Source organism: Pararhizobium arenae, assembly GCF_001931685.1.
Taxonomy (GTDB): domain Bacteria; phylum Pseudomonadota; class Alphaproteobacteria; order Rhizobiales; family Rhizobiaceae; genus Pararhizobium; species Pararhizobium arenae.
On record NZ_MOOY01000008.1, the window covers coordinates 1 to 21772 of the forward strand.

Genomic DNA, 21772 nt, shown 5'->3' on the forward strand with positions numbered 1-21772 from the left:
CCGGTGCTGGACTTCCTGCAGAAGGATGGCCTTGTCGCGAACCAGGTCGTCTTTCAGACGAGCCTCAGCGCGCATGTCGGTCACGTCGGTGATCGCGACAAGCAGGCGAATATGCTCAAGATCGCCGTCGTCGAGCTTGCGCGCGTTGATGATCAACTGCCGCGTTTTCTGGTCCGATCGCTTCAGGTCGATCTCATAGGCATCGATGCTCGCACTGCCGGTGACGGTCGCCATCAACAGGGACTCGAGCCTGGGCATGGCCCATTCCCCGTGTCCGAGTTCGCCGAGGTGCTTGCCTGTGACGGGGGCCGGGTCGATCTCGAAAGCCCGGCAAAAGGATGCACTCGCTGCGATGATGCTGAGATCAGCAGCCAGAAACAGTAGTGGTTCGTTGGAAGAGATCACCACGGCCAGCGTGCTGGCAGCTTCGAAATGCACTTTCGGTATCTGTGACATGGTAGGGCCCTCAAGGGCCGGAGACTCACGGCGCAAGTCATGACTCGGCAGGAGCGTCAAAATAACCGATCAGGTCAACTTCAACATCGTTACCGTACCACACGTTGTGCCGGCGCCTTGCATCATTTACCGAAACTTCCCTCAGACAGCCTGAATTGTCTGGTATCGTGCCAATTATCAAGCCCGAAAAGGACTACTTTGAAGAGGGCCAACCCTGAACGATCTGCTCGGGGCGATCAGAACGCATCCTTAGGTTGAGGCGCTCAGTCCCGTTACCTTTCCCGAAGATCGGTCCACTTCGTCTGCCATATATACCTGATCTTCAGTCATGCGAGGGGACAATTAGTGCGCCAAATCACTCACTCGCATTCTCAAGGTCACCACGACCCCGCCCGCGGTCCAATCATATACGATTGACCCACCGAGATGACCGCCCACGGTTCGCTGGAGCAACTTGCTGCCATACCCCTCAGGTGAATTTTTCGGGATTTCCGCGCAGCCTTGCTCGCTCCACAGGATCTCCACATCCTCCGCGACGGTAGAGCCGGAAATGTCGAGCAAGCCTTGCTCGGCGGATAGTGCACCGTATTTCAGCGAATTGGTTGCCAGCTCGTGGATCACGAGGGCAAGGCTCGTGGCCGCCTTCTCTCCGATCCCCATACGAGGAACGGCAACACGAATACGACCTGCAAAGGCGCTCATGTCATCATACGGCGCCAAAAGCACCGAAAATAGATCTCCGAGCAGAGCGGCACTTCCCTGGCCATTGGGGAGGGGCCTGACCAGATCATGGGCCCGCCCCAGCGCCGTCAGCCTCTGGGTCAATTGCTTCGCCATTTCCTCTTTCGTCTCGGTCGTCCGCGACGTGATCGTCGTCAGGCCGGCCGCCAGAGCAAGGAGATTCTTAACCCGATGGCTCATTTCGCCGGCAAGCAGCTCGTGACCCTCTTCCGCTTGCTTTCGCCCTGTGACATCGAGAAAGATGCCCGTCATCTTCCGGGCAGTGGCATCGCCGTTACCCCCCAGGCCGCGCGCAGAAATCCACCGCACCTCTGATGCGCTCGTCAATATTCTGAAATCGATCTCGAACTGACCTTCGACAACACGTGTTGCAACGAAGGCCGCCCTGACGCGGTCCCGGTCGGCAGGATGCACTTGGGCTGACAGGTGTTCGAATGTAAGCTCACTTCCAGGGGGAAGGTCCCAGAGCTCGAAGCCTCTGGCATCCATAATGAATTCGTCGTTGTCAACAATCCACGTCCAGAGAGCGACCCCGGCAGAATCGATTGCACTGCGGAGCGCGCGCGCATCCCAGTCAGCATGAATTGGACTATTGTTGTTCAAAAGAAGCTCTCCCGCGCAACGGTGCAGCTCATCCATCCACAATCCGTGGATGACCCTACCGCTAAAAGTCCGACAGTGACAGTCGTTTCCGTTGGTCGCACATCTCCGCCATGCGCATTGATCTTCTGAAACCCAGCGTCGGTCGGAAAAGCGAGCAATGGAAAGCGAGCCGATGGCGGAACTTTACTCACGCCGTCGTGTTCTTGCTGCGAGACCTAGCAACAAGGTCTGCAAAAAGGAAAACCCATGAAAAAGATGATTTTCGCGGCGGCGCTCGTGTGCGCCTCGGCCGTGGCTGCCTATGCTCAGACCACGACGGTTCCGGCAACGGACGGCGACACGCCAGCCGTAGCGACCCCGGACACACCGAGTGCGGCCGCCCCGGTGGAAGGCGCAAATTCCTTCACCGAAGAACAGACGCGCCAGCGGATTGAAGCTGCCGGCTACACCGAAATTGCCGACCTCAAGCTCGACGACCAGGGTGTCTGGCAGGCCACGGCGATGAAGGACGGCAAGTCCATGTCGGTCGCCATGGATTACCAGGGCAACGTCGTTTCCAAATAATTCTGCGGAACTGCAGAGAAAGGTCATTTCCATGAAAACTGTTACCGGACTTTTTGACAACTACAATGATGCAAGCGCAGCCGTCAGCGCACTGGAAGCCCGTGGTGTCCCGTCCGACGACATCAGCATCGTTTCCAATAATGCCGACAACCGCCACAAGCATGAAGACAACGACAACGGCGCTGCAGAAGGCGCCGGCACCGGTGCCGGTATCGGCGCCGTGGTCGGTGGCGCAGGCGGTCTTCTCACTGGCCTTGGCATCATGGCCATTCCCGGTGTCGGCCCGGTCGTTGCGGCCGGCTGGCTAGCCGCGACTGCTGCCGGCGCACTTGCTGGCGCGGTTGCCGGTGGTGCTGCTGGTGGCCTGATCGGCGCACTGACCGATTCCGGCGTGCCCGAAGACGAGGCTCATGTCTATGCTGAAGGCGTCCGCCGCGGCGGCACGCTGGTTACCGCTCGCGTGGATGACGGCATGGAAAACGAAGCCGAAATGATCCTCAAGCAGTCCAACCGCATCGACCCGATGGCGCGCCGTCAGGCCTATTCGGAGCAGGGTTGGACGAAGTTCGATCACTCCGCTGATCCTTACGGCCCTGCCGAAGTCGAGCAGGAGCGCGAACGCTATAAGGTTCGCACTCTTTAACGAGTGCACATCGAGGATCGGCTCACGCCGGTCCTCGAATTCATTTTAGAAAATCATTAATACCAGGGATGTCGTTTGGCTTTCCGGAACACAGAAAGTCATCCATGCGAAGCATTTCTGATACGATCGAGCGGCTCGCCCGCGCCCGCGCACAGACCTCAGGCGCTACCGGCCAACCTAACACGCTGACCAGACTGGACGAGCCCGCGCGAAACCCCGGCAATCTCACGGGCTGGTATCAGTGCCCGGACAGTCCGGCTTCTCCTCCCGCCCTCGTGGTCGTCCTGCATGGCTGCACGCAGACAGCAGCCGCCTATGATCATGGCTCCGGTTGGTCGCGTCTTGCCGACGACTACGGTTTTGCCGTCCTCTTTCCGGAACAGAACCGCCAGAACAATGCCAATCTCTGCTTCAACTGGTTCCAGAGCGATGACATCACCCGCGACAAGGGCGAGGTCCTGTCGATCCGTGAGATGATCGCCACAATGATCGACGTTCACGGTGTCGATCCGCGCCGTGTCTTCGTTACCGGCCTTTCGGCAGGTGGCGCCATGGCCAATGCGCTTCTCGCCTCCTATCCGGAGGTTTTCTCCGGTGGTGCGATCATCGCTGGCCTTCCCTTTGGCGTTGCCTCCACTGTTCCTGAAGCATTTGACCGGATGCGGGGACATGGCTTGCCGTCCTCGACGACGCTCGACGCCAAGCTCAGAAGTGCATCTCAACACGAAGGACCCTGGCCAACCGTCTCGGTATGGCACGGAACGACCGACAACACCGTCGCGGAAGCAAATGCACAGGCGATCGTCGATCAGTGGCGGGGCGTTCACGGCGCCGAAGCCGTATTGAGCCAGGCACAGGTCGTCGATGGTCACAGGCTCGAAACTTGGCAAGATGCATCCGGCAGGGACGCCATCGAACACTACCGGATCGCCGGAATGGGTCACGGAACGCCGGTCGATGCGGCGTCCGGATATGGTCGACCTGCCGCACACATGCTCGAAGTCGGCATTTCGTCGACCGTTCACATCGCACGCGGCTGGGGGCTGACCCCGTCCTTCGAGCGGAATGCCGCACTTGTTGCACCTTCGAACGGTGCAACTGCTCCAACGCAGCCCCGCCGGCTACGGACGCCTGATGGAATTCAGGGGGTCATCGAGGATGCATTGCGAGCCGCAGGGCTGATGAAGTAAATCTTGCAGCCAATGAACGCGGGCGGCGGCAGTAATTCCCGTGTTCCCGGAACTTCGTTTCTCCCCACAGGTTGCCCAAATAACGTCCTGCGAGACTTGGCCGCGCCTGGCGTCGGTCGTCCGCGATAGAAAGACAAGTCGATGATGAGATTTTCTGCCTGGTCCACGGCGGCCTCAAGGGCGATGGCCTCGCGGTCACAGCAATCGGGGGCGAAGGCAACGCGCACTTTCTCCTTGTTGTCGCAGCCGATTTCGAAGGCGTCTGAACACCAACGCAGCTTGGATTGCTCGACGTCGACGTGGACATCGTGGCGACGGGTGTCGGTTGCACCGGTGTGGCGCTGAAGAAGCATGCCGTGAACCTTCATCACTCTTTAGACGCGTTTGGCATTTGGCCATGGACGGTTTTCGCTGCGGGCTTTGCGGCGCAGGATCGCGTGGACCCGGCGATATCCGTAGGTCGGCATGTCATCAATGATCGTCTTGATCTCATCCATCAGTTCCGGTTCAGCGATTGGCGGCCGCCCTCTGGCTCTGGGAGGACGTTGCCTCACACGTTCCGCTATGTTGGATCGGGCGACACCCAAGGTCTCGCACCCCGCCGTCATCGCGAACCGTCCTTCGGCGACGAGAGCGAGCGCAACAGGTGTTTTTTTGACCCTGATACTATGTCAAGCGCTTCTTTGAGGATTTCGCCTTCCATCGTCTTCTTGCCGAGTAGGCGCTGAAGTTCTTTTACGTGGTTCTGAAGCGCTCTGTACTCGGATGCCGGGAACGACCCCATTCTGCGATGCCGTCGGCGTAAGCGCACCTTGCGCCGCCCATTTGCGCCAGGCGAACAAATGGTTCGGCTGAATCCTATGCCGTCGCGCCACGATGCCGACCGTGACGTCGGGCTCGTAGGTCTCTTGGACTATCGCGAGCTTCTCCGCTGTCTACTAGCGACGGCGGCGCTCAGGACCGGACAGCACTTCTATTTGAGGTATGTGACTGGTCATAATGGGCACATTAATCCTAACACTTAACAAGTGGGAGATCGTACAAGTGGGAGATCGTGTCTGGGGATTTTTAGGGGGCTACTACATCCGGCGCGGCTTTTGGAATCGCCATTCCGCTCTTTCCCGCGGATTTCCAATTTCCCTTTTAAGTTTTTTACTTAAATTGTGCTTCTGAAAGTAGAAATAGTGGGAGCAACAATTCTATCGATAATGCGCCGATAGCGGCCGTTCGAAGGCTGGTAGCCGTCTTCGTGTTCGTCCGTGTGAGCGAGTCGCGCTACCTACCTGTAAGGTCAACGTTTAAGCATGCAGAGCAAGCTTAGCCTCCAATGGGTAAGGAACAGGCCCTTCATTCCCTGATGTCTATGCAAAATTCCCTGTTTTGAAATGTAGGGAATTTTTTATTAAGTAATTGAAAGCGTTTGAAAGTAATCGCCGCATATGCAGCTAAAGCCGAAAATTACATAAAAATCCCTGTAAACTGGCGGATATCATGGAAATGGAAACCGAGACGAGTTCGCAGCTGACTGCATCCAGCACCATACTATCAATGTCCAACCCTCTTCGTTCGTGCGCAGGTTTATCAACCAAGGCTGGCCAGGAACTTTGCGGCGTGCTGCCGGACGCCTTGCCGGGTTTCCTTGTCCATTTTGCCCCATGTGGCATAAGGCTGGGCTAACCGGCGGTTCGTTTTCAGCTTCCCATGGTTTCGATCCAGAAAATCCCAGTATAGCGCGTTGAAGGGGCAGGCCTTGTCGCCAACCCGCTGCTTCGGATCGTATCGGCAGCCCGCGCAATAGTCCGACATCCGGTTGATGTAGTTCCCGCTCGCGGCATAGGGCTTGGTGCCGAGAAAGCCGCCATCGGCAAACTGGCTCATGCCGACCACGTTGGGGAGTTCCACCCACTCATACGCATCCGCATAGACTTCCAGTTGCCACCGATGCACGGCTTTGGGATCGATGCCTGCAAGCAGAGCGAAATTCCCGGTGATCATGAGGCGCTGGATGTGGTGGGCGTAGGCGTTGTCGATCGTCTCGTTGAGGACCGTTGCGAGACAGTTCATTTCCGTCTCGCCAGACCAGTAGAAAGAGGGTAGCGGGCGGGTGTTTTCGAAGAAGTTGCTGTCAACATATTCAGGTCCGGCCAGCCAATAGATCCCGCGCATGTATTCTCGCCAGCCGATAATCTGGCGGATGAATCCTTCCACGGCATTGAGCGGTGCGTTTCCTTCCAGATAGGCGCGCTCCGCGGCGCGACAGACGGACAGTGCATCGAGAAGACCGATATTGATGTAAAACGACAGGAGGGAGTGGTTCAGGTTTGGATCGTCCTGCAGCATCGCGTCCTGCGTCGCTCCGAAGTTTGGCAGAAAATCCGCGACGAATGCTCCCCGAACCTGCTCGGCGGCTGTTCGCGTAACCGCAAAACCGAAATTCTCAAGCTTGCCGAAGTTATCCGGAAACAGCCGGGCAACCGTCTCGATGACCTCCTGCGTCGTATCATCGGGTGGAAACGTCATGTGCCTTGGCCGAAGCAGGTCAGGCTTTGCCGGTTGGCGGTTCTCGGAGTCAAAGTTCCATCGTCCGCCAACGGGCTCGTCCCCATTCATCAGCAACCCGGTCTTGCGCCGCACGTCGCGATAGAAATACTCCATCGTTAGCACTTTTCGGCCATCGGCCCAGGTCTTGAATTCGCCATGGGAGACGATGAAGCGGCGGTCGGGACGCACATCCACCTTGATCCCGAGCGAGGATGCCCAGCTTTCGATTTCCGCCTTGACGCGCCATTCGCCCGCTTCCGTGACGCAGATCATGGACGCATTCAGCTCATCGACGGCGCGTTTCACCTCGCCCCTGAAGGAGCCGCCATTGTCGGGGTCGTCGATCTTGGTGTAACGGACGCGATATCCATCGGCGCGAAGCTCCTCCGCAAAGTGGCGCATGGCCGAGAAAATGAAGGCGATCTTCTTCTTGTGATGGCCGACATAGGTCGCCTCGGCCATGACCTCGCACATCAGCACGGTGTCATGCTCTTTGTCGGCACCGTCGAGGGACGAGATATCTGGTGTCAGTTGGTCACCCAGAATGAGAACAAGCCTGGACATTTTAGCTCCTGCTCATCAGACGGCAGCCTGTATCATTCTTGGAACTCTGCGAGCGCATCGGTGCGCGCTCCGAAACGTTCTAGCCGTCGATCACCTGGCGGATTTTCTCGGCCAGTTGGTCAAGACTGAACGGCTTCTGCAGCAGATGGGTGCCGGGATCGAGTATGCCGTTGTGCACGACGGCATTGCGGGTATACCCCGTCGTGTAGAGGATCTTGAGATTGGCGATCTTGGATGCGGCGAGATCGGCGAGTTCCCTGCCGCTCATTCCCGGCATCACGACGTCGGTGAACAGAAGCGTCGGCTTCAGGCCGGCATCCAGCAAGGCAAGAGCTGCGGGCCCGCTTGCCGCCTCTGCGACGGCGTAGCCGAGTTCACGCAGCGATTCCGTCGAGAAGTGGCGAACGCGGGCGTCGTCCTCAACCACGAGGATCAGTTCGTCGCGCGTGCCGCGTGCCGGTTCGTTGCTGAGGGGCCGGGCGCCCTTGATCTCGCCCGTGCCGTAGTGCCGGGGCAGATAGATCTTGACGCTCGTGCCATGGCCCAGTTCCGAGTAAATCTTGACGTGTCCGCCCGACTGCCGGACAAAACCAAAAACCTGGCTGAGGCCGAGACCCGATCCCTTGCCGACTTCCTTTGTCGTGAAAAACGGATCGAACGCCCGTGAAAGCGTGTCGGCCGTCATACCGGTTCCGGTGTCGGTGACCGCAATCATCACATATTGCCCGACGGCCATGGAATGCTCTTTTCCATACTCCTCGGAAATGAACATATTGGCCGTTTCCACGGTGATCTTGCCGCCCTGCGGCATCGCATCGCGACCGTTGACGGCAAGATTGAGGATGGCGTTTTCAAGTTGGCTCGCGTCGGCATTGATGCGCCAGACCCCGGCAGCCATCACGGTTTCAATCTGAACCTGCTCGCCGAGCGCTCGCGACAGCAGTTCCGTCATGCCCGTCACCATGCGGTTCGGTTCGATCACTTCCGGCTGGAGAGGCTGCCGGCGGGAAAAGGCAAGGAGACGCTGGGTGAGGGCGGCGGCCCGGTTCGCCCCGTCCTTCGCTGCCTCGATGTAACGGCTGAAATCCGTCTCGCCGCGGGCAAGACGCCGTTCCAGCAGGTTGAGTGCGCTGATGATCACCGCCAGCATGTTGTTGAAATCATGGGCCACGCCGCCCGTAAGCTGCCCGACCGCTTCCATCTTCTGCGCCTGGCGCAGTTGGGCTTCGGCCTCCATCAGTTTGGCTGTGCGCTCTTCCACCGCCTTTTCCAAGTCTTCCCGCGAGCGGGCAAGAACTTCGCGTGCATCGACAATATCCTGGATGTCGGTGCATGATCCGAACCAACGGGTGATGTTGCCTTCGGTATCGCGAACGGCTTGCGCGCGACCCAGCACCCAGCGGTAAACCCCGCTTCGATGGCGAAGCCGGTATTCGATGTGATAGGGCTCGCCCGTGGCGAGGCAATGTCGCCACACGGCCCAGGCGCGCTCCTGATCGTCGGGATGGAACATGCCGTTCCAGCCCTCGCCGTCGGTGGAGCCGACGGGAACACCGGTGAAATCATACCAACGTTGATTGTAGTAGTCGTGATGCCCGTCCGGCAGGGTGGACCAGAGCATCTGATCAATGGAATTCGTGATAGCGCGAAACCGTTCCTCGCTGTCACGCAGGGCTGCTTCGGCTTGCTTTCGTTCGGTGATGTCAAAGCTCACGCCGGGAAAACGCAGCACGGTTCCATCCGGCGCCAGCGTCGGTCTGCCTTCCGCCATGACCCAGCGGATCGAGCCGTCCGGTCGCAAGAGGCGGTACTCTTGCGAGAATGTGTTGCCGGTCCGCATCGCCGTTTCGATTGCGTCACGGACCGCAGGAAGATCGTCGGGATGCAGGCCGGCAAAAAATTCGGCTATGGGCGCACCTGCCGCCGCCTTTTCGCGGGAGACCCCGTACAGGTTGGCAAATCGTGCATCGGCGATGATCTTGTCGTTCGGCACGTCCCAATCCCACGTCCCGACGGTGTTGGAGGCGCCGAGTGCAAACTCGAGACGTTCCTCGCTGGCGCGCAAGGCGCGTTCGGCTGAAAGACGTGCGGTTGTCTCGTTTCCCTGATTGAAGATACCCAGAACCCGATCGTTGGCATCGAAAATAGGCGCAAAGCTGTAGTCCCAATGGGTCTGCTGGACGCGCCCGCCTCGCTTCATCGGAAGCACCTGATCGGTCACCGAAAAGCCCTCTCCGGTTGCCATGACCGCACTGAGTTGCGGCTCTATGACATGCCAGATATCAGCCCACACCTCACGCGCCGGCCGGCCCAGAGCCCAGGGATGTTTCTCCCCGGCAATCGGCGCCCAGGCGTCGTTGTAGAGAAGCCGAAGGTCGTTTCCCCAATAAATAGCGGTCGGGAGGGATGTATTGAGACAGAGATTGAGGGCCATCCGCAGTTCCGGTGGCCATTGGGATGGCTCGTCAAACCCGTGGGTTTTCCAATCAAACGCCGAAACAAGTCGGCTCATTTCGCTGTTGGGTATCGAAGGAAGGCTCATAAAACAAATCCGCAAACACGTTGCGACGAATATGATCATAAATCCGCATATGGAAAGTAGAGCGGCGGCATCTGGGCGCTGTTTATTTGCTTGTAGTCGGGTTGCCTGGGGCCAAGAGAAGAAGCTTTGAGACGCGTGACGTTACCGGGCTTGGTGTCGCTCCTGTTGATCACGGCGATGATTTGATCCCTTCAGAACCAAAATCAGCTGTTATCCCAGGACCCAGGTCGAGGCGGAAAACACGCCGTAAAGCAGGCCGACGGTGACCCCCAGCGCCAGCACCGCTGCGGCGAGGCCCATAAGGACGGCCAGGCCATCCCGTTCCAGCAGCGCCATTGCGATAATGATCAGCGCGATGACCGGCAGCAGATTGCCGAAAGGAATGGGCAGCGCGACGGCGACGGCGAGCAGGAGCACGGGAAAGCCGAGAAGCCTCTGAGCGGCCGGTCCCGCCAATTGCGGCATCCGGCCCGGACGAAGAAGTTTTTCCACCTTGCTCACGACAGGGGCCGTATAGCGAACGATCAGCGCGATCGTCTCGGCCGACATGCGGCGATTACCGACAAAGTCGGGAAGGTTGAGGTGACGGGCGCCCGCCATGATCTGCAGGGACACAACAGCCAGGCAACTGCCGAACACCATGCCGAAGGGACCCGGAATGGGCGTCAGGGCGGGCAGGGAGAGCACCAGAATTGCGAAGGCTATGCTGGATGAACCCATCGTCTCGACCATCTCGGCGACGGAGAGGCCGCCCTTTCGGGCAGCCTCCTCGTTCATTTGCTGCAGATGGACCGACGTGGTCGCGCCGCCTTCGCATGCGTCTGCAGTGTCTTGCGTCATGCCTTGGCCTCATCGCGGGTTTTAAGCAGGCTCCACACCACGCCGCCGGTGATGATCGCGAAGGTAACGCCCAGCGACAGGGCGGCGGGGAATTTTTCCAGGCCCAGCATATCGGCGACGAAAATCTTCGAGCCGATGAAGACCAGGACGATGGCCAGCGCAGGCTTCAGATATCGGAAGCGATGGATCATGGCGGCAAGCGCGAAATAAAGCGCCCGGAGGCCAAGGATCGCGAAGATGTTGGACGTGTAGACCAGGAACGGGTCGGTGGTGATCGCGAAAATAGCGGGAACGGAATCGACGGCGAAGATGACGTCGGCAACCTCGATCAGCACGAGCGCCATGAAGAGCGGGGTGATGAACCAGACAAGCTTGCCGGATTTCGGATCGGGCTGCCGCACGAAGAAGCGTTCGCCATGGTGGGTTTCCGTCACGTTGAACCGGCGGCGCATGAACCGCACCAGCGCATTGTTGGAAATATCCGGCTCGGCTTCCTTCATTACCAGCATCTTCAGGCCGGTGACGATCAGAAACGCGGCAAAGATGTAGAGCAGCCACCCGAATTCTGCGACCAGCGTTGCGCCAACGCCAATCATGATGGCGCGCAGCACGATGACGCCCAGAATGCCCCAGAACAGCACGCGGTGCTGGTATACGCGGGGAACCGCAAAAAAGGAGAATATCAGGGCGGTAACGAAGACGTTGTCGAGCGCGAGCGTCTTTTCGACGACGAAGCCTGTCAAATAGGCAAGGCCTGCATCGGCGCCGAGATACCACCAGACCCAGCCGCCGAACGCGAGGCCGAGGGTAATGTAGAGCGCTGAGAGTTTGATGCTCTCGCCGACCTCGATCTCCTTGTTTTCCTTGTGCAGGACGCCGAGATCGAAGGACAGGATCGCAATGACCAGCGTCAAGAAGCTGGCCCACATCCAGACGGGTTTACCCATCCATTCAAAAAAGAGAAAAGACACTTCCACTGGGAGCTCTCCACCGGCGTGCATTGTCGGAAAACGGTCCGACATCGCAAGCGCGCCGGGCACTCGCCAGAGGGGCCCGGACCAGCGGGTTGCCTGTCAGATGGTGTGCGGCTTCCCGTTTTCAACCGGCTGCTGAGGATTTTTCAGACATTTATACCGTGTTCGAAATCTCAGGGTTAACGCAGAGAAAATGAATGACCGAATGGCTTCCAAAACCCCAGTTCATGTCACGTCAAAGGCTCAAGCCAACCGTGCGGCATCGGCGAAGCTCAGCCGGGGCAGGCGGTCGAAATTGCCCGACGCATCGCCGTAGCCGATATTGACGAGGAAGTTCGATTTGATCTTCGTGCCGGCGAAGAACGCTTCATCGACGATATCGTTCTTGAAACCCGACATCGGCCCGCAGTCGAGCCCCATGGATCGCGCCGCCATGATCAGGTAGGCGCCCTGCAGCGAGCTGTTGCGAAACGCGGTTTCATGGGCAAGCGCCGGGCTCGAGGTAAACCATGCGCGCGCGTCGTTGTGCGGAAAGAGATAGGGAAGTTTCTCGTAGAATTCCTCGTCATAGCCGACGATCACCGTGACCGGCGCTGTCATCGTCTTTTCCAGATTGCCGCGCGACAAAGCCGGTTTCAGCTTTTCCTTGCCCTCCACGGAGCGGACGAAAACGAAACGGGCCGGGCAGCAGTTGCCGGAGGTCGGGCCAAGCCGGGTCAGGTCGTAGAGCTTTTCGATCTGGGCATCGCTGACCGGGCGGTCCTGCCATTTGTTGAAGCTTCTCGCCTCGGTAAAAAGAATTTGCTCCATCGACAGGCCCTGTTCGATCTTTTCGGCAAGCATTGGCTGGTCCTCCAAAGTCAGAGTGTTGCGATATGGGCGATGATTTCGTCTTCGGAGACCACATCGGCATATTTGGCATTCATGTCGAAGAGGTTGGCCTCGTGCGGCGCCGGATGGCGATCGCCGCAGGCATCGCGAACTACCGTCGTGATGAACCCATGCGACATAGAATCCACGCAGGTCGCACGGATGCAGCCGCTCGTGGTGAGCCCGGTGATGATCACATTGTCGATGCCCATCGAGGTCAGCAGCGGTGCGAGCGAAGTGCCGAAAAAGGCGCTCGGATACTGCTTGGTGACAATGAACTCGTCATCCTCCGGTGTCAGCCCCTTGGGCCAAGCGGCCATGGGATTGCCGATCGTGAAATTCTCAAGCGGCTTGGCCTTCTGGAAAAAGCGCCCGCCATCCTTGCCGCTTTTGTGCAGTTGCATTCCCGTGAGGATGACCGGGATGTCTTTCTCTCGCGCGACTTGGCGAATGCGGAGCGCGCTTGCTAGTGCGTCATCGACGCCGGCATAGAGCGCATTGCCGGGCTCGAAATAGGCCTGCACGAAATCGACCAGCAGCAGCGCCGGGCGTTTCCCGTACCCTACGCGGTTGTCGTAGGCTTTCTTGTAGTTTTCCAGAAGATCGGCTTCAGTCATCTCTTGCCTCAGTTTTCCGCGAATTTGCGCTCGAAGGACCAGACATCCTCGAAGCCCAGCAGGCTGTTGAAATCCTTGAACGGGTAAAGCGGCACGGCATCGGTGGTGACGCCATTGTCCTTCAAGTCCTGATAGGCATGGCGAACGGCATGGCCATGGGCGAGGAAGCCGAGTGCCGGATAGATGGCGATGTTGTAGCCGAGCGACGCCAGTTCACTCGCCTGGACAAGGGGCGTCCGCCCGCCATTGACCATGTTGGCGAGCAGCGGCCGGTCGATTTCCGCCGCGATCCGGCGCACTTCGTCGGCGCTTTCCGGGGATTCGACGAAGATGATGTCGGCGCCGGCCTGTGCATAAGCCTTGCCCCGCCGGATGGCTTCGTCAAGGCCAAGCCCCGTGCGCGCATCGGTGCGGGCGATGACGAGGAAATCGTCGCTCTTGCGGCTGTCGACCGCAACCGCGATCTTGCGGACCATGTCTTCCATCGGCACGGCCCGGCGATTGGGCGTGTGGCCGCATTTCTTCGGAAACTCCTGGTCTTCGATCTGGATGGCGCTGACGCCGGCATCCTCATAGCCACGCACGGTGTGGCGCGCATTGAGCAGGCCGCCATAGCCGGTATCGGCATCGGCGATCACAGGCGTTTTCGTCATCTTCACGATCTGGGCGATGCGCTCGATCATGTCGCGATAGGTGGCGATGCCGGCATCGGGAATGCCGAGATAGGAGGCGATGGTGCCGTAGCCGGTGACGTAGAGCGCCTTGAAATCCATGCGGTCGGCGATCAGCGCCGAGATGAGGTCGTAGACGCCGGGGGCGAGGATAAAGTCGCCGTTCGCAAGCGCCGTCTTCAGAGCGGGATCTGCCATGCATTGTCCATTCGGGGATCGAGGAGAGGCGCGACCTTTGCCGCGGCCATAAGGAGCGCCACGTCATTGTAGCGCATGGAAGTCAGCGTCACGCCGATGGGCATCGCCACACCAGCCATGGGGACGGGAACGTTGATGCACGGCACGCGCAGCAGGGTCCACATCGCGTTGAAAACCGGATCTCCGGGCTTGCGGCCGAGCGGCGCGATGCCGGGGGCGCTCGGTGCGACGATCATGTCGAAGCCGGATGCGATGGCGTCAAAAGCCACCTGCGCTCGTGCCGCGCCATCCTGTGCGGCCGTCCAGTCGGCGAGCGTCCTGTCGTCGCGGTTTTCGACGCGGTGATGGAACTCGTCGTGCAGGTCGCTGCCGGCGCGGCGGGCGAGATTGCGAAATGCGGCCGCGCCCTCGCGGTGCAGGATCGTGCGATGATAGAGGTCGAGCGCTTCGAATTCATCGGGAAGGTCGAGGAGTGTCACGTCGTGGCCGCCCTCACGCAGTCGCGTCGCGGCGGTTTCGAGCGCGACAACCGATTCCGGCTCAAGCCGGTCGCGGTAAGGGCCGAAGGTGATGCCGATTTTCAGGCTGTCGGTGCTTTCCCGGCTCGCTTCGAGCCTTTCGGTGATGCCGTAGACATCGGCCACCAGGGCCAGATCCTCGACGGAGCGGCCGTACCAGCCGACCGTATCGAAGCTCACGGAATAGAGCTTGACGCCCTCGCGGCTGACAAGCCCGGCGCTCGGCTTCATGCCATAGATGCCGCAGAAGGAGGCGGGGCGGATCGTCGAGCCGCCGGTCTGGGTGGCAAGCGCAAGAGGCGCCTGAAAATCGGCGACCGCTGCGGCGGAGCCGGCCGAGGAACCGCCGGGCGTTCGCGCGACATCATGCGGATTGGCGGTCGCCGCATCGTTGCCGCAGGCGGCAAATTCCGTGGTGTCTGTCTTGCCGAGGATGATGGCGCCTTCCAGCCGCAGAAGCTCGACGGCGGGCGCATCCGAAGCCGGCTGAAAGCCACGATAGAGCGGCGAGTTGTGCGTCGTCGGCAGGTCGAACGTGTCGAACACATCCTTGACGGCAATCGGCAGGCCATGCAGCCGGCCGCGCTGGTCTTTCGGCAGGGCGTCGAGGCGCTCGGCTTCGGAAAGTGCGTTTTCATTGATCGCAAGCCACGCCCGGATATCGGGATCACGTTCGCGAATGCGGCTGAGGTATGTTGCAACAAGCGCGCGCGCCGTGAGGCGATCCTCGGCAAGCAGTGTGCGGGCTTGCGATGCCGTCAACTGGTTGGGGGCAATACCCTTCATGCCGGAATTCCCGCGGGTGCATTGAGATGATGCGTGGTGGCCGTCTGGAAAGCGACGCCTGCCTTGAGGCAGAGCGCGTCCGCGCCTGGACGCCCGACGATCTGCATGCCCGTCGGCAGGCCCGACCGGCCGAGGCCCGAGGGCAGCATCAGGGCAGGAAAACCGGTGTAGTCGAAGATCATGGTGTTGCGCGAAATGATCTCGCCGAAGGCATAAGCCTGCCCGTCGACATCGACCGTCAGGGTCTTGAGCGAGCCTGCCTCGCCGCCGAGGCCGGGGGTGACGATCAGGTCGACATCGCCCATCGCCGACAGCATCATGTCCTGTGCCGCCTTGCGTCGCTGCAACGCGCGGCCGTAATCGCCTGCCGAGATCGCCAAACCCTGCTCCAGCCGGGCGAGCAGGCCACGGTCGAAAAGAGAAGCGCGGTCAAGGCGCTCCGACTGGTGGGCTGTAAGCTCCGACAACAAAACCGTCCAGCCATCGGCATGGAACGGAGCGATATCGAGGGCGGGCAGGGGCGTCACCACACATCCGAGCGACCGCAGGACATCCACCGATGCCATCCAGTTGGTAAGCACGGTGGTATCGACCACCTCAGTAAACCAGTTGACCGGCACGCCGATGCGCAGGCCGGCGAGTGTGGTCGTCGAAAGGGCCGTTTCGCAATCGGCAATCAGGGAGATGTCCGGCTCGACTGCCATGAAGGGCAGGACCCGCGCGATATCGCTCGCGCTGCGGGTCATCGGTCCGATGTGGTCGAGTGTCCAGGAGAGGGGAGCAACACCCTGACGGGAGACCAGTTCGCGGCTTGGCTTCAAGCCTGTCGTTCCGCACCAGCAGGAGGGAACGCGGATCGAGCCGCCAGTGTCGGTGCCAAGGGCGAAGGGCATGAAGCGCGCGGCGAGGGCCGCGCCCGACCCGGTGGAGGAGCCTCCCGTCCAGCGGCTGGCATCCCAGGGGTTGGTGACCGTGCCATAGCGCGGATTGTGCGGCGAGCCGCTGGCAAATTCCGTCGTGGCGAGCATGGCAAACGGGATCGCGCCAGCGGCGCGAAGCCTGCCGACGACATCGGCATCGGCAGGCGCCACCCGATCGCCGGTGAACCAGGAGCCCGAGGTGGTGAGGGTGCCGGCGACATCGATGATGTCCTTGACACCGAAAGGGATACCTTCGAGCGGCCGCGCCGAGCCATCCGCCCAGCGTCTGGCGCTCTCTTGCGCCGCCCTGTCGAGATCGGGAACGAAGCGGAGCACGGCTTGCGCGCCAGCGACACTTTTCGAGATGCTGTCCCGCAGCCGGGCGATCACATCGATCGGGGTGACGGCTCCATGCCTGTAGGCGGCGAGCAGGTCGCCGATGCCGGCAAAGGGTATGTCCATCGGCAATGGCCGGGCTTCCACCCGGGCAAGCCCGGGCAGAAGTGCGGGACTATGCCGCCGCCGGAATGGAAGGTCCGCCAGGGCCGGGTCCACCAAAGTCAGCGGGTCCAGCACCTCTCCAGCCGGGAGCGGCATCGTCATGTTCATGCGTTATTCCGCAGCAATCTGAATGCTGTTGCGCGAGGCCATCAGCGGCTGGATGCGCTCGCCGAACTGGTCGAGACCGACGAGGAAATCGTCGAAGGTCAGCATGATGCCCTTGGTGCCTTCGACGTCGGCTGCTTCATCCAGCATGGCGGCAACCTTAGCATAGGAGCCGACGAGCGTGCCCATGTTGAAGTTGACGGCGCCTTCCGGAAGGTTGATGTGGCGCGCCGTGGAGTTATCGGCCGCCGACTGGTCCTTGCTGCCCTGATCGGCCATCCACGCCAGCGCATCGACATCGGCGCCTTCGCGATACTTCTGCCACTTGGCCATGGCGAGTTCGTCGGTTTCATCGGCGATGACCATGAACAGCACATAGGCGCCGACGTCACGGCCGGTCCTGGCGGAGGCCTCGATCAGCGGCTTGTTGTTGGGCGCATAGGCGGACGGCGTGTTGATGCCGGAACCCATGACGAAGTTGTAGTCGGCATACTCGGCTGCGAACTCGACGCCGCGCGGGCTCTGACCAGCGGCGACGATCTCGATCTTGTTCTCCGGCATCGGCTTCATCATGCAGTCCTTCATGGTGAAGTGCTTGCCTTCGAAGGTGCATTCGCCGTTCGCCCAGAGTTCCTTCATGATGTGAACGTATTCGCTCGAATAGTCGTAGCGGTAGCCGAAATAGGCGTCGCCGGGCCAGATGCCCATCTGGTCGTATTCGGCCATCTGCCAGCCGGAGACGATGTTCACGCCGAAACGGCCTGGCGCAACGCTGTCGATGGTGGTGGCCATACGCGCGACGATCGCCGGAGGCAGTGTGAGGACGGCTGTGGAGGCAAACAGTTTGATCTTCTCGGTAACGGCCGCAAGGCTCGCCATCAGCGTGAAGGATTCGAGATTGTAATCCCAGAACTCCGCCTTGCCGCCGAAGCCGCGCAACTTGATCATCGAGAGCGCGAAGTCGAGGCCGTATTTCTCCGCCTTCTGAACGATCTGCTTGTTGAGTTCGAAACTGGGCTTGTACTGCGGCGACGCGGTCGAGATCAGCCAGCCATTGTTTCCGATGGGAATGAAGACGCCGATATCCATTTTTGAGTTCCCCTATGCTTGGTTTTGGGAGGATGCGAAGTCAGTATGTACGAACTAATGCAAATTTTGAAAAAGCTGTCCAGACGGAAAATGACCTATTTTTGAGCTTGCCTAAACGTTGGGCAATTCATCGATTTCGATGCATCCGGGGTGATGAAATAGCTGGCGAAAGCACAAAAAAATCGGCAGCCGGGGCGGCTACCGATCGGTCATGGTCAATATGCTGAAGGGAGCGGGTTTAGCTGCCGGCGCGCAGCGTCGTCGTGTAGGTGAAGCGATCCGCAGGCAGAATCTGGAAGGCGTATTCGATGAGGCGCCTACCGGAGCCGTAGTAACGGCGGGTCACCTGCAGGGCGAGATCGCCGCCCTGGCATCCGATCTTCTCGGCGATCTCCGGCGTCAGCGTGACGGGCTTGATGTCCTGCTGGATCTCATGGATCTTTTCGCCGGTATATTCCTCGATGAGGTGAAAGATCGCCGACTTGGCGACGGTGACGTCGCGCACCGCCGCCGCGACGCGGGCGTCGATGTAGACCTCGTTCCACGAAAACGCCTTCTGGCGCGTGGCCGGGTAGCGAATGCCGCTGATATGATAGAAGCGGCGCCCAGGTCTGCAGCCGAGCTCGACGGCGAGTTTCCCCTGTGCCGAAATCTCTTCTTTATGGGAAATGACGAATTCGGTCTCGCTTGCGACCTCGAACAGTTCCGAGCGGGAGTGGGCGATGAAGTGGCGTCGGGCAATGTCCGGCCCGGCCTCGACGCGGGTGCCGACGCCCTTGCGGGCTGAAAGCCTCCCGCCGCTTCGCATCGTTGCGATCGCCTGCCGAACCGTTTGGCGGCTGACGCTGAGCGATGCCGCGAGTTCGTTTTCCGTCGGCAGCAACGAACCTACGGGAAACTCGCCGCTGCGAATACGGGCTTCGAGATGGTGGGCTACCTGCAGATAGAGCGGCGCCGTCGCAAGCTCGGGCTTCCAGGTCGTCTCTTCCTGTTCGCTTCGGGTGTCGTCAATGGCTGACTGAGGTGCGCTCATTATATTTCCCATTCTCGTTACTCTATGAACAGATTTTCTCTCGATGAAGCAAACAAAATCGGTGCCGTGCCGTTTTGCTCCCGCTGATATTGCGTCGTGAGATCAAATCAATTAGTACGTACAAATACTAGATATTGGTTTCTTTCCAAGGTTCCCTTTCAGATGTCGGATGCAACGGCTGGAGGGTCGCGCGCCGCGCGCGCGTCCTCGCTTCCCCAGACTTTGACGGCTGCAACATTGATCCAGATCGTTGCGACGGCCAGCGTGCTGGCGCTGACGGCAATCGCGCCCGCGGTCGCGGCGGATCTCGGTATCGGCGCCCATTGGATCGGCTACCAGATCAGTCTGATCTATGCGTCCGGCATGTTCTCGTCGGCTGTCGCTGGCACGCTGGTGCAGCGCTTCGGTCCGGTGAAGATCGAGCAGATCGCGCTCGTCTGCTTTACATTGGGTTTTGCCGGGATCGCCACGGCGCTGATCCCTCTCATCATTCTCGCGTCCCTGCTGATCGGCATCGGTTACGGTTTGAACAATCCAGCCTCCTCGGAAATGCTGAGCCGCATCACGCCCCACAACAAGCGCAACATCGTCTTTTCGCTGAAGCAGACCGGCGTTCCGCTCGGCGGCATCCTCGCCAGTTTCGCCTTTCCGTTCCTGTCTGGGCAATTCGGCTGGCATATGGCGCTGCTCACCGGTGCGGTGGCGCCGCTCCTGGCCATGGGACTGCTGGCCATGACCCATGCGGCGGAACCGGCAACGGTTCGCAAGCTTCCCTCCCTGCGCAAGGGTTTCATCGATGAACAATCCATCATCTGGAAAAGCCGCAAGCTGAGGGTTTTGAGCGGGCTCGGTTTTGCCTATTCCGCCATGCAACTCTCCGTCTCCGCCTTTGCCGTCGTAGCGCTGGTCCATGATGCCGGATGGTCGCTGCTGTCCGCCGGCACGGTGGCGGCGGTAATGCAGTTTGGTGGTGCGTTCGGCCGCATCTTCTGGGGCGCAGTCGCGGACCGGATTGGCGGTGGCTTCCTGACGCTCGGCCTGCTCGGTCTGATCAGCGGGCTCGGCTTTACCGCCCTCTACTGGTTGCCCGATTTGCCGACCTTTCTGCAGGCGGGCCTCTTTATCGTTCTGGGTTGCGTCTCGATCGGCTGGAACGGCGTGCTGCTGGCCGAGGTCGCCCACAATGCGCCCGAGGCGCGGGTCGGCGCCATCACCGGCGGCGCGCTGGTCTATACGTTTATCGGCGTAATAGTCGGGCCATCCACCTTCGCCATGATCTATGCGTTTGCCGGTCAATACGGCGCGAGCTTTCTTGTTTTTTCGCTCTTCGGTTTTGCCGGTATGGTGAGTGCGTGGCGGATGCACTGGGCGAAAAACTGAGGCTGTTCGGCCATTTGTTCCATTACTTATGTACATACATACTAACGCATAAATTATTTCGCATTGCGGAAATTATGCGGTGTTCCCGCTCGGGTTGTGCGCCGTACGTTGATCTTTGAACAATAAACAATCACCGGAATATCAGGCTTTTCAGCGTTTGCCGCATTAATGTGCAGTGCAAAAAAATAGGCAAGAACCCGTTGACGAGTTTTTGTTTATGTACGTACATTACCGTCAGCGGTTGGCGAAAAAGACCGCGTTAACGACGGTGCCTCCGACGACGGAGGATCACGAAGGGGAACGTTTCCGAATGCGCAAGCTCCTGCTCACCTCCCTCATGACCCTGGCTGCCACTGCAGCGTTTTCTGCGGCGGCTCAGGCCGATCCGATGGCCGATGCCAATGCGATCATTGCCGAACACGAAAAAATGCCGGTCTTCGACCCGCCGGGCGAAGCCTTTGATGCCAAGGCCTGCATGGCCGGCAAGAAGGTCCTGTCGATCCCGATCTCGATGACGATCCCCTTCAATGTCGAATTGCAGAAGGCCATGGCCAAGGCGGCCGCTGAAGTTGGCTTCACCTACACCACCTGGGACAACCAGCTGAAAAGCGACCAGTGGATTCAGGGCGTTTCGCAGGCGATCAGCCAGAAATACGATGTGCTCGACATCGCCGGCGGCCTCAATCCCGAATGGCTCGGCCCGCAGCTCGCCGAAGCCCGCGCCGAGGGCCTGAAGATCACCACGACCCATTTCTACGACGTGACGCAGGAGCAGCATGCGAGCGTCGATTACTCCGGCGCTGTCGACTATACCGGCGCTGGCAAGCTCTTAGCCGCCTGGGCCTTCGCCAAGACCGAAGGCAAGCCGAATGTGCTGATCGTCGGCTCCTCCGACGTCCTGCCATCGATCCCCTTCGTGAAATCAATCCAGGACCAGCTGACGGCGCTGTGCCCGGAATGCACCCAGAAGCATCTCGACGTTCCGGTGTCGGAATGGGCAACGAAAATCCAGCCCGGTGTGCAGTCCGCCATCCTCGCCGATCCCGGCATTAACTTCGTCCTGCCGATCTACGATTCCATGTCGCAGTTCGTCGTGCCGGCGCTGCGTATCACCGGCGCTGAAGGCACCGTCAAGATCGCCAGCTACAACGGCACGCCCTTCGTGCTGGATATGGTGCGCGAGGGGCAGGTGCACATGGATATCGGCGAAAGCCTCGGCTGGTCCGGTTATGCCGCCGTCGACAACATGATGCGCATGCTCTGCGGCCTGCCTTCCGTCAAGAAACTCAACTCGCCGCTTCTGGTCTTCGATGAAAAGAACATCGAGACGGCGGGCGTGCCGGCCACATTTGATGATGGTTATGGCGACGCCCATCTCGAAGGCTTCCGCAAGCTCTGGAAACTGCAGTAACCGGCCGCCGACAGG

18 protein-coding genes and 1 pseudogene are annotated in these 21772 nt (G+C 60.0%); 5 read left to right on the forward strand and 14 right to left on the reverse strand.

The genetic code is table 11. The features are described from left to right. Positions 1–456 (reverse strand): PAS domain-containing protein (locus BLX89_RS17720; protein WP_158025965.1); only part of this gene is annotated, 456 nt, incomplete at its 3' end. A 342-nt stretch (positions 457–798) separates the two neighbouring features. After that, a complete protein-coding gene (locus BLX89_RS17725; RefSeq protein ID WP_083637636.1) occupies positions 799–1836 on the reverse strand; it encodes a sensor histidine kinase in 1038 nt (345 codons plus the stop codon). A gap of 210 nt (positions 1837–2046) precedes the next feature. Between BLX89_RS17725 and BLX89_RS17730 the strand changes: the two genes are divergently transcribed. From BLX89_RS17730 to BLX89_RS17740, 3 genes are all read left to right on the forward strand, one after another. After that, positions 2047–2364 carry a PepSY domain-containing protein gene (locus tag BLX89_RS17730; RefSeq protein WP_075292302.1) on the forward strand — a complete coding sequence of 106 codons (318 nt, stop codon included), beginning with the start codon at positions 2047–2049 and terminating at the stop codon, positions 2362–2364. 31 nt (positions 2365–2395) lie between these two features. Next, the gene (locus tag BLX89_RS17735; protein ID WP_075292303.1) at positions 2396–3007 is read left to right on the forward strand and encodes a general stress protein; all 612 of its coding nucleotides are present in this window, start codon (positions 2396–2398) and stop codon (positions 3005–3007) included. A 104-nt stretch (positions 3008–3111) separates the two neighbouring features. Next, positions 3112–4197, forward strand: coding sequence for an extracellular catalytic domain type 1 short-chain-length polyhydroxyalkanoate depolymerase (locus tag BLX89_RS17740; protein WP_075292304.1), 1086 nt, complete (start codon positions 3112–3114; stop codon positions 4195–4197). A 161-nt stretch (positions 4198–4358) separates the two neighbouring features. Here BLX89_RS17740 and BLX89_RS23945 read toward each other — a convergent pair. The 12 genes and pseudogenes from BLX89_RS23945 to BLX89_RS17805 form a co-directional block, all read right to left on the reverse strand. Continuing rightward, positions 4359–5195: pseudogene (locus tag BLX89_RS23945) on the reverse strand (transposase); the annotation flags it as partial. 583 nt (positions 5196–5778) lie between these two features. After that, entirely contained in the window at positions 5779–7302 is a 1524-nt protein-coding gene (gene phrB / locus BLX89_RS17755) for a (6-4)DNA photolyase (protein ID WP_075292305.1), read from the reverse strand. A gap of 79 nt (positions 7303–7381) precedes the next feature. Beyond that, positions 7382–9736, reverse strand: a complete 2355-nt coding sequence (locus tag BLX89_RS17760; RefSeq protein ID WP_198935169.1) for a hybrid sensor histidine kinase/response regulator — start codon at positions 9734–9736, stop codon at positions 7382–7384. A 318-nt stretch (positions 9737–10054) separates the two neighbouring features. Next, a complete protein-coding gene (locus BLX89_RS17765) occupies positions 10055–10684 on the reverse strand; it encodes an exopolysaccharide biosynthesis protein (protein ID WP_075292306.1) in 630 nt (209 codons plus the stop codon). Beyond that, positions 10681–11661: a TerC family protein gene (locus BLX89_RS17770; protein WP_075292307.1), complete on the reverse strand. Its 981-nt coding sequence runs from the start codon at positions 11659–11661 to the stop codon at positions 10681–10683. Before BLX89_RS17770 ends, BLX89_RS17765 begins: the two co-directional genes overlap by 4 nt. A 240-nt stretch (positions 11662–11901) precedes the next feature. After that, complete coding sequence (locus tag BLX89_RS17775; protein WP_075292308.1) at positions 11902–12501, reverse strand: malonic semialdehyde reductase; 600 nt, start codon at positions 12499–12501, stop codon at positions 11902–11904. 17 nt (positions 12502–12518) lie between these two features. Next, the gene (locus BLX89_RS17780; protein WP_075292309.1) at positions 12519–13145 is read right to left on the reverse strand and encodes an isochorismatase family protein; all 627 of its coding nucleotides are present in this window, start codon (positions 13143–13145) and stop codon (positions 12519–12521) included. 8 nt (positions 13146–13153) lie between these two features. Beyond that, positions 13154–14014: an isocitrate lyase/PEP mutase family protein gene (locus tag BLX89_RS17785; RefSeq protein WP_075292310.1), complete on the reverse strand. Its 861-nt coding sequence runs from the start codon at positions 14012–14014 to the stop codon at positions 13154–13156. After that, positions 13996–15318: an amidase gene (locus tag BLX89_RS17790; RefSeq protein ID WP_083637638.1), complete on the reverse strand. Its 1323-nt coding sequence runs from the start codon at positions 15316–15318 to the stop codon at positions 13996–13998. The genes BLX89_RS17785 and BLX89_RS17790 overlap by 19 nt, the downstream gene beginning before the upstream one ends. Continuing rightward, positions 15315–16847 (reverse strand): amidase, encoded by a 1533-nt coding sequence (locus BLX89_RS17795; RefSeq protein WP_083637641.1) that lies wholly within the window; start codon positions 16845–16847, stop codon positions 15315–15317. The genes BLX89_RS17790 and BLX89_RS17795 overlap by 4 nt, the downstream gene beginning before the upstream one ends. Before the next feature lie 3 nt (positions 16848–16850). Further along, on the reverse strand, positions 16851–17933 hold the full coding sequence (gene rutA / locus BLX89_RS17800; protein ID WP_075292311.1) for a pyrimidine utilization protein A: 1083 nt from the start codon (positions 17931–17933) through the stop codon (positions 16851–16853). Between the two features lie 238 nt (positions 17934–18171). After that, positions 18172–18966, reverse strand: a complete 795-nt coding sequence (locus BLX89_RS17805; RefSeq protein ID WP_158025966.1) for a GntR family transcriptional regulator — start codon at positions 18964–18966, stop codon at positions 18172–18174. Positions 18967–19128: 162 nt separating this feature from the next. On the opposite strand from BLX89_RS17805, the gene BLX89_RS17810 reads away from it, so the two are divergent. Together BLX89_RS17810 and BLX89_RS17815 are read left to right on the forward strand one after the other, a co-directional pair. Further along, the gene (locus BLX89_RS17810; RefSeq protein ID WP_075292312.1) at positions 19129–20346 is read left to right on the forward strand and encodes an MFS transporter; all 1218 of its coding nucleotides are present in this window, start codon (positions 19129–19131) and stop codon (positions 20344–20346) included. A gap of 310 nt (positions 20347–20656) precedes the next feature. After that, entirely contained in the window at positions 20657–21757 is a 1101-nt protein-coding gene (locus BLX89_RS17815; protein WP_075292313.1) for a sugar ABC transporter substrate-binding protein, read from the forward strand. The last annotated feature ends 15 nt before the right edge of the window (positions 21758–21772 follow it).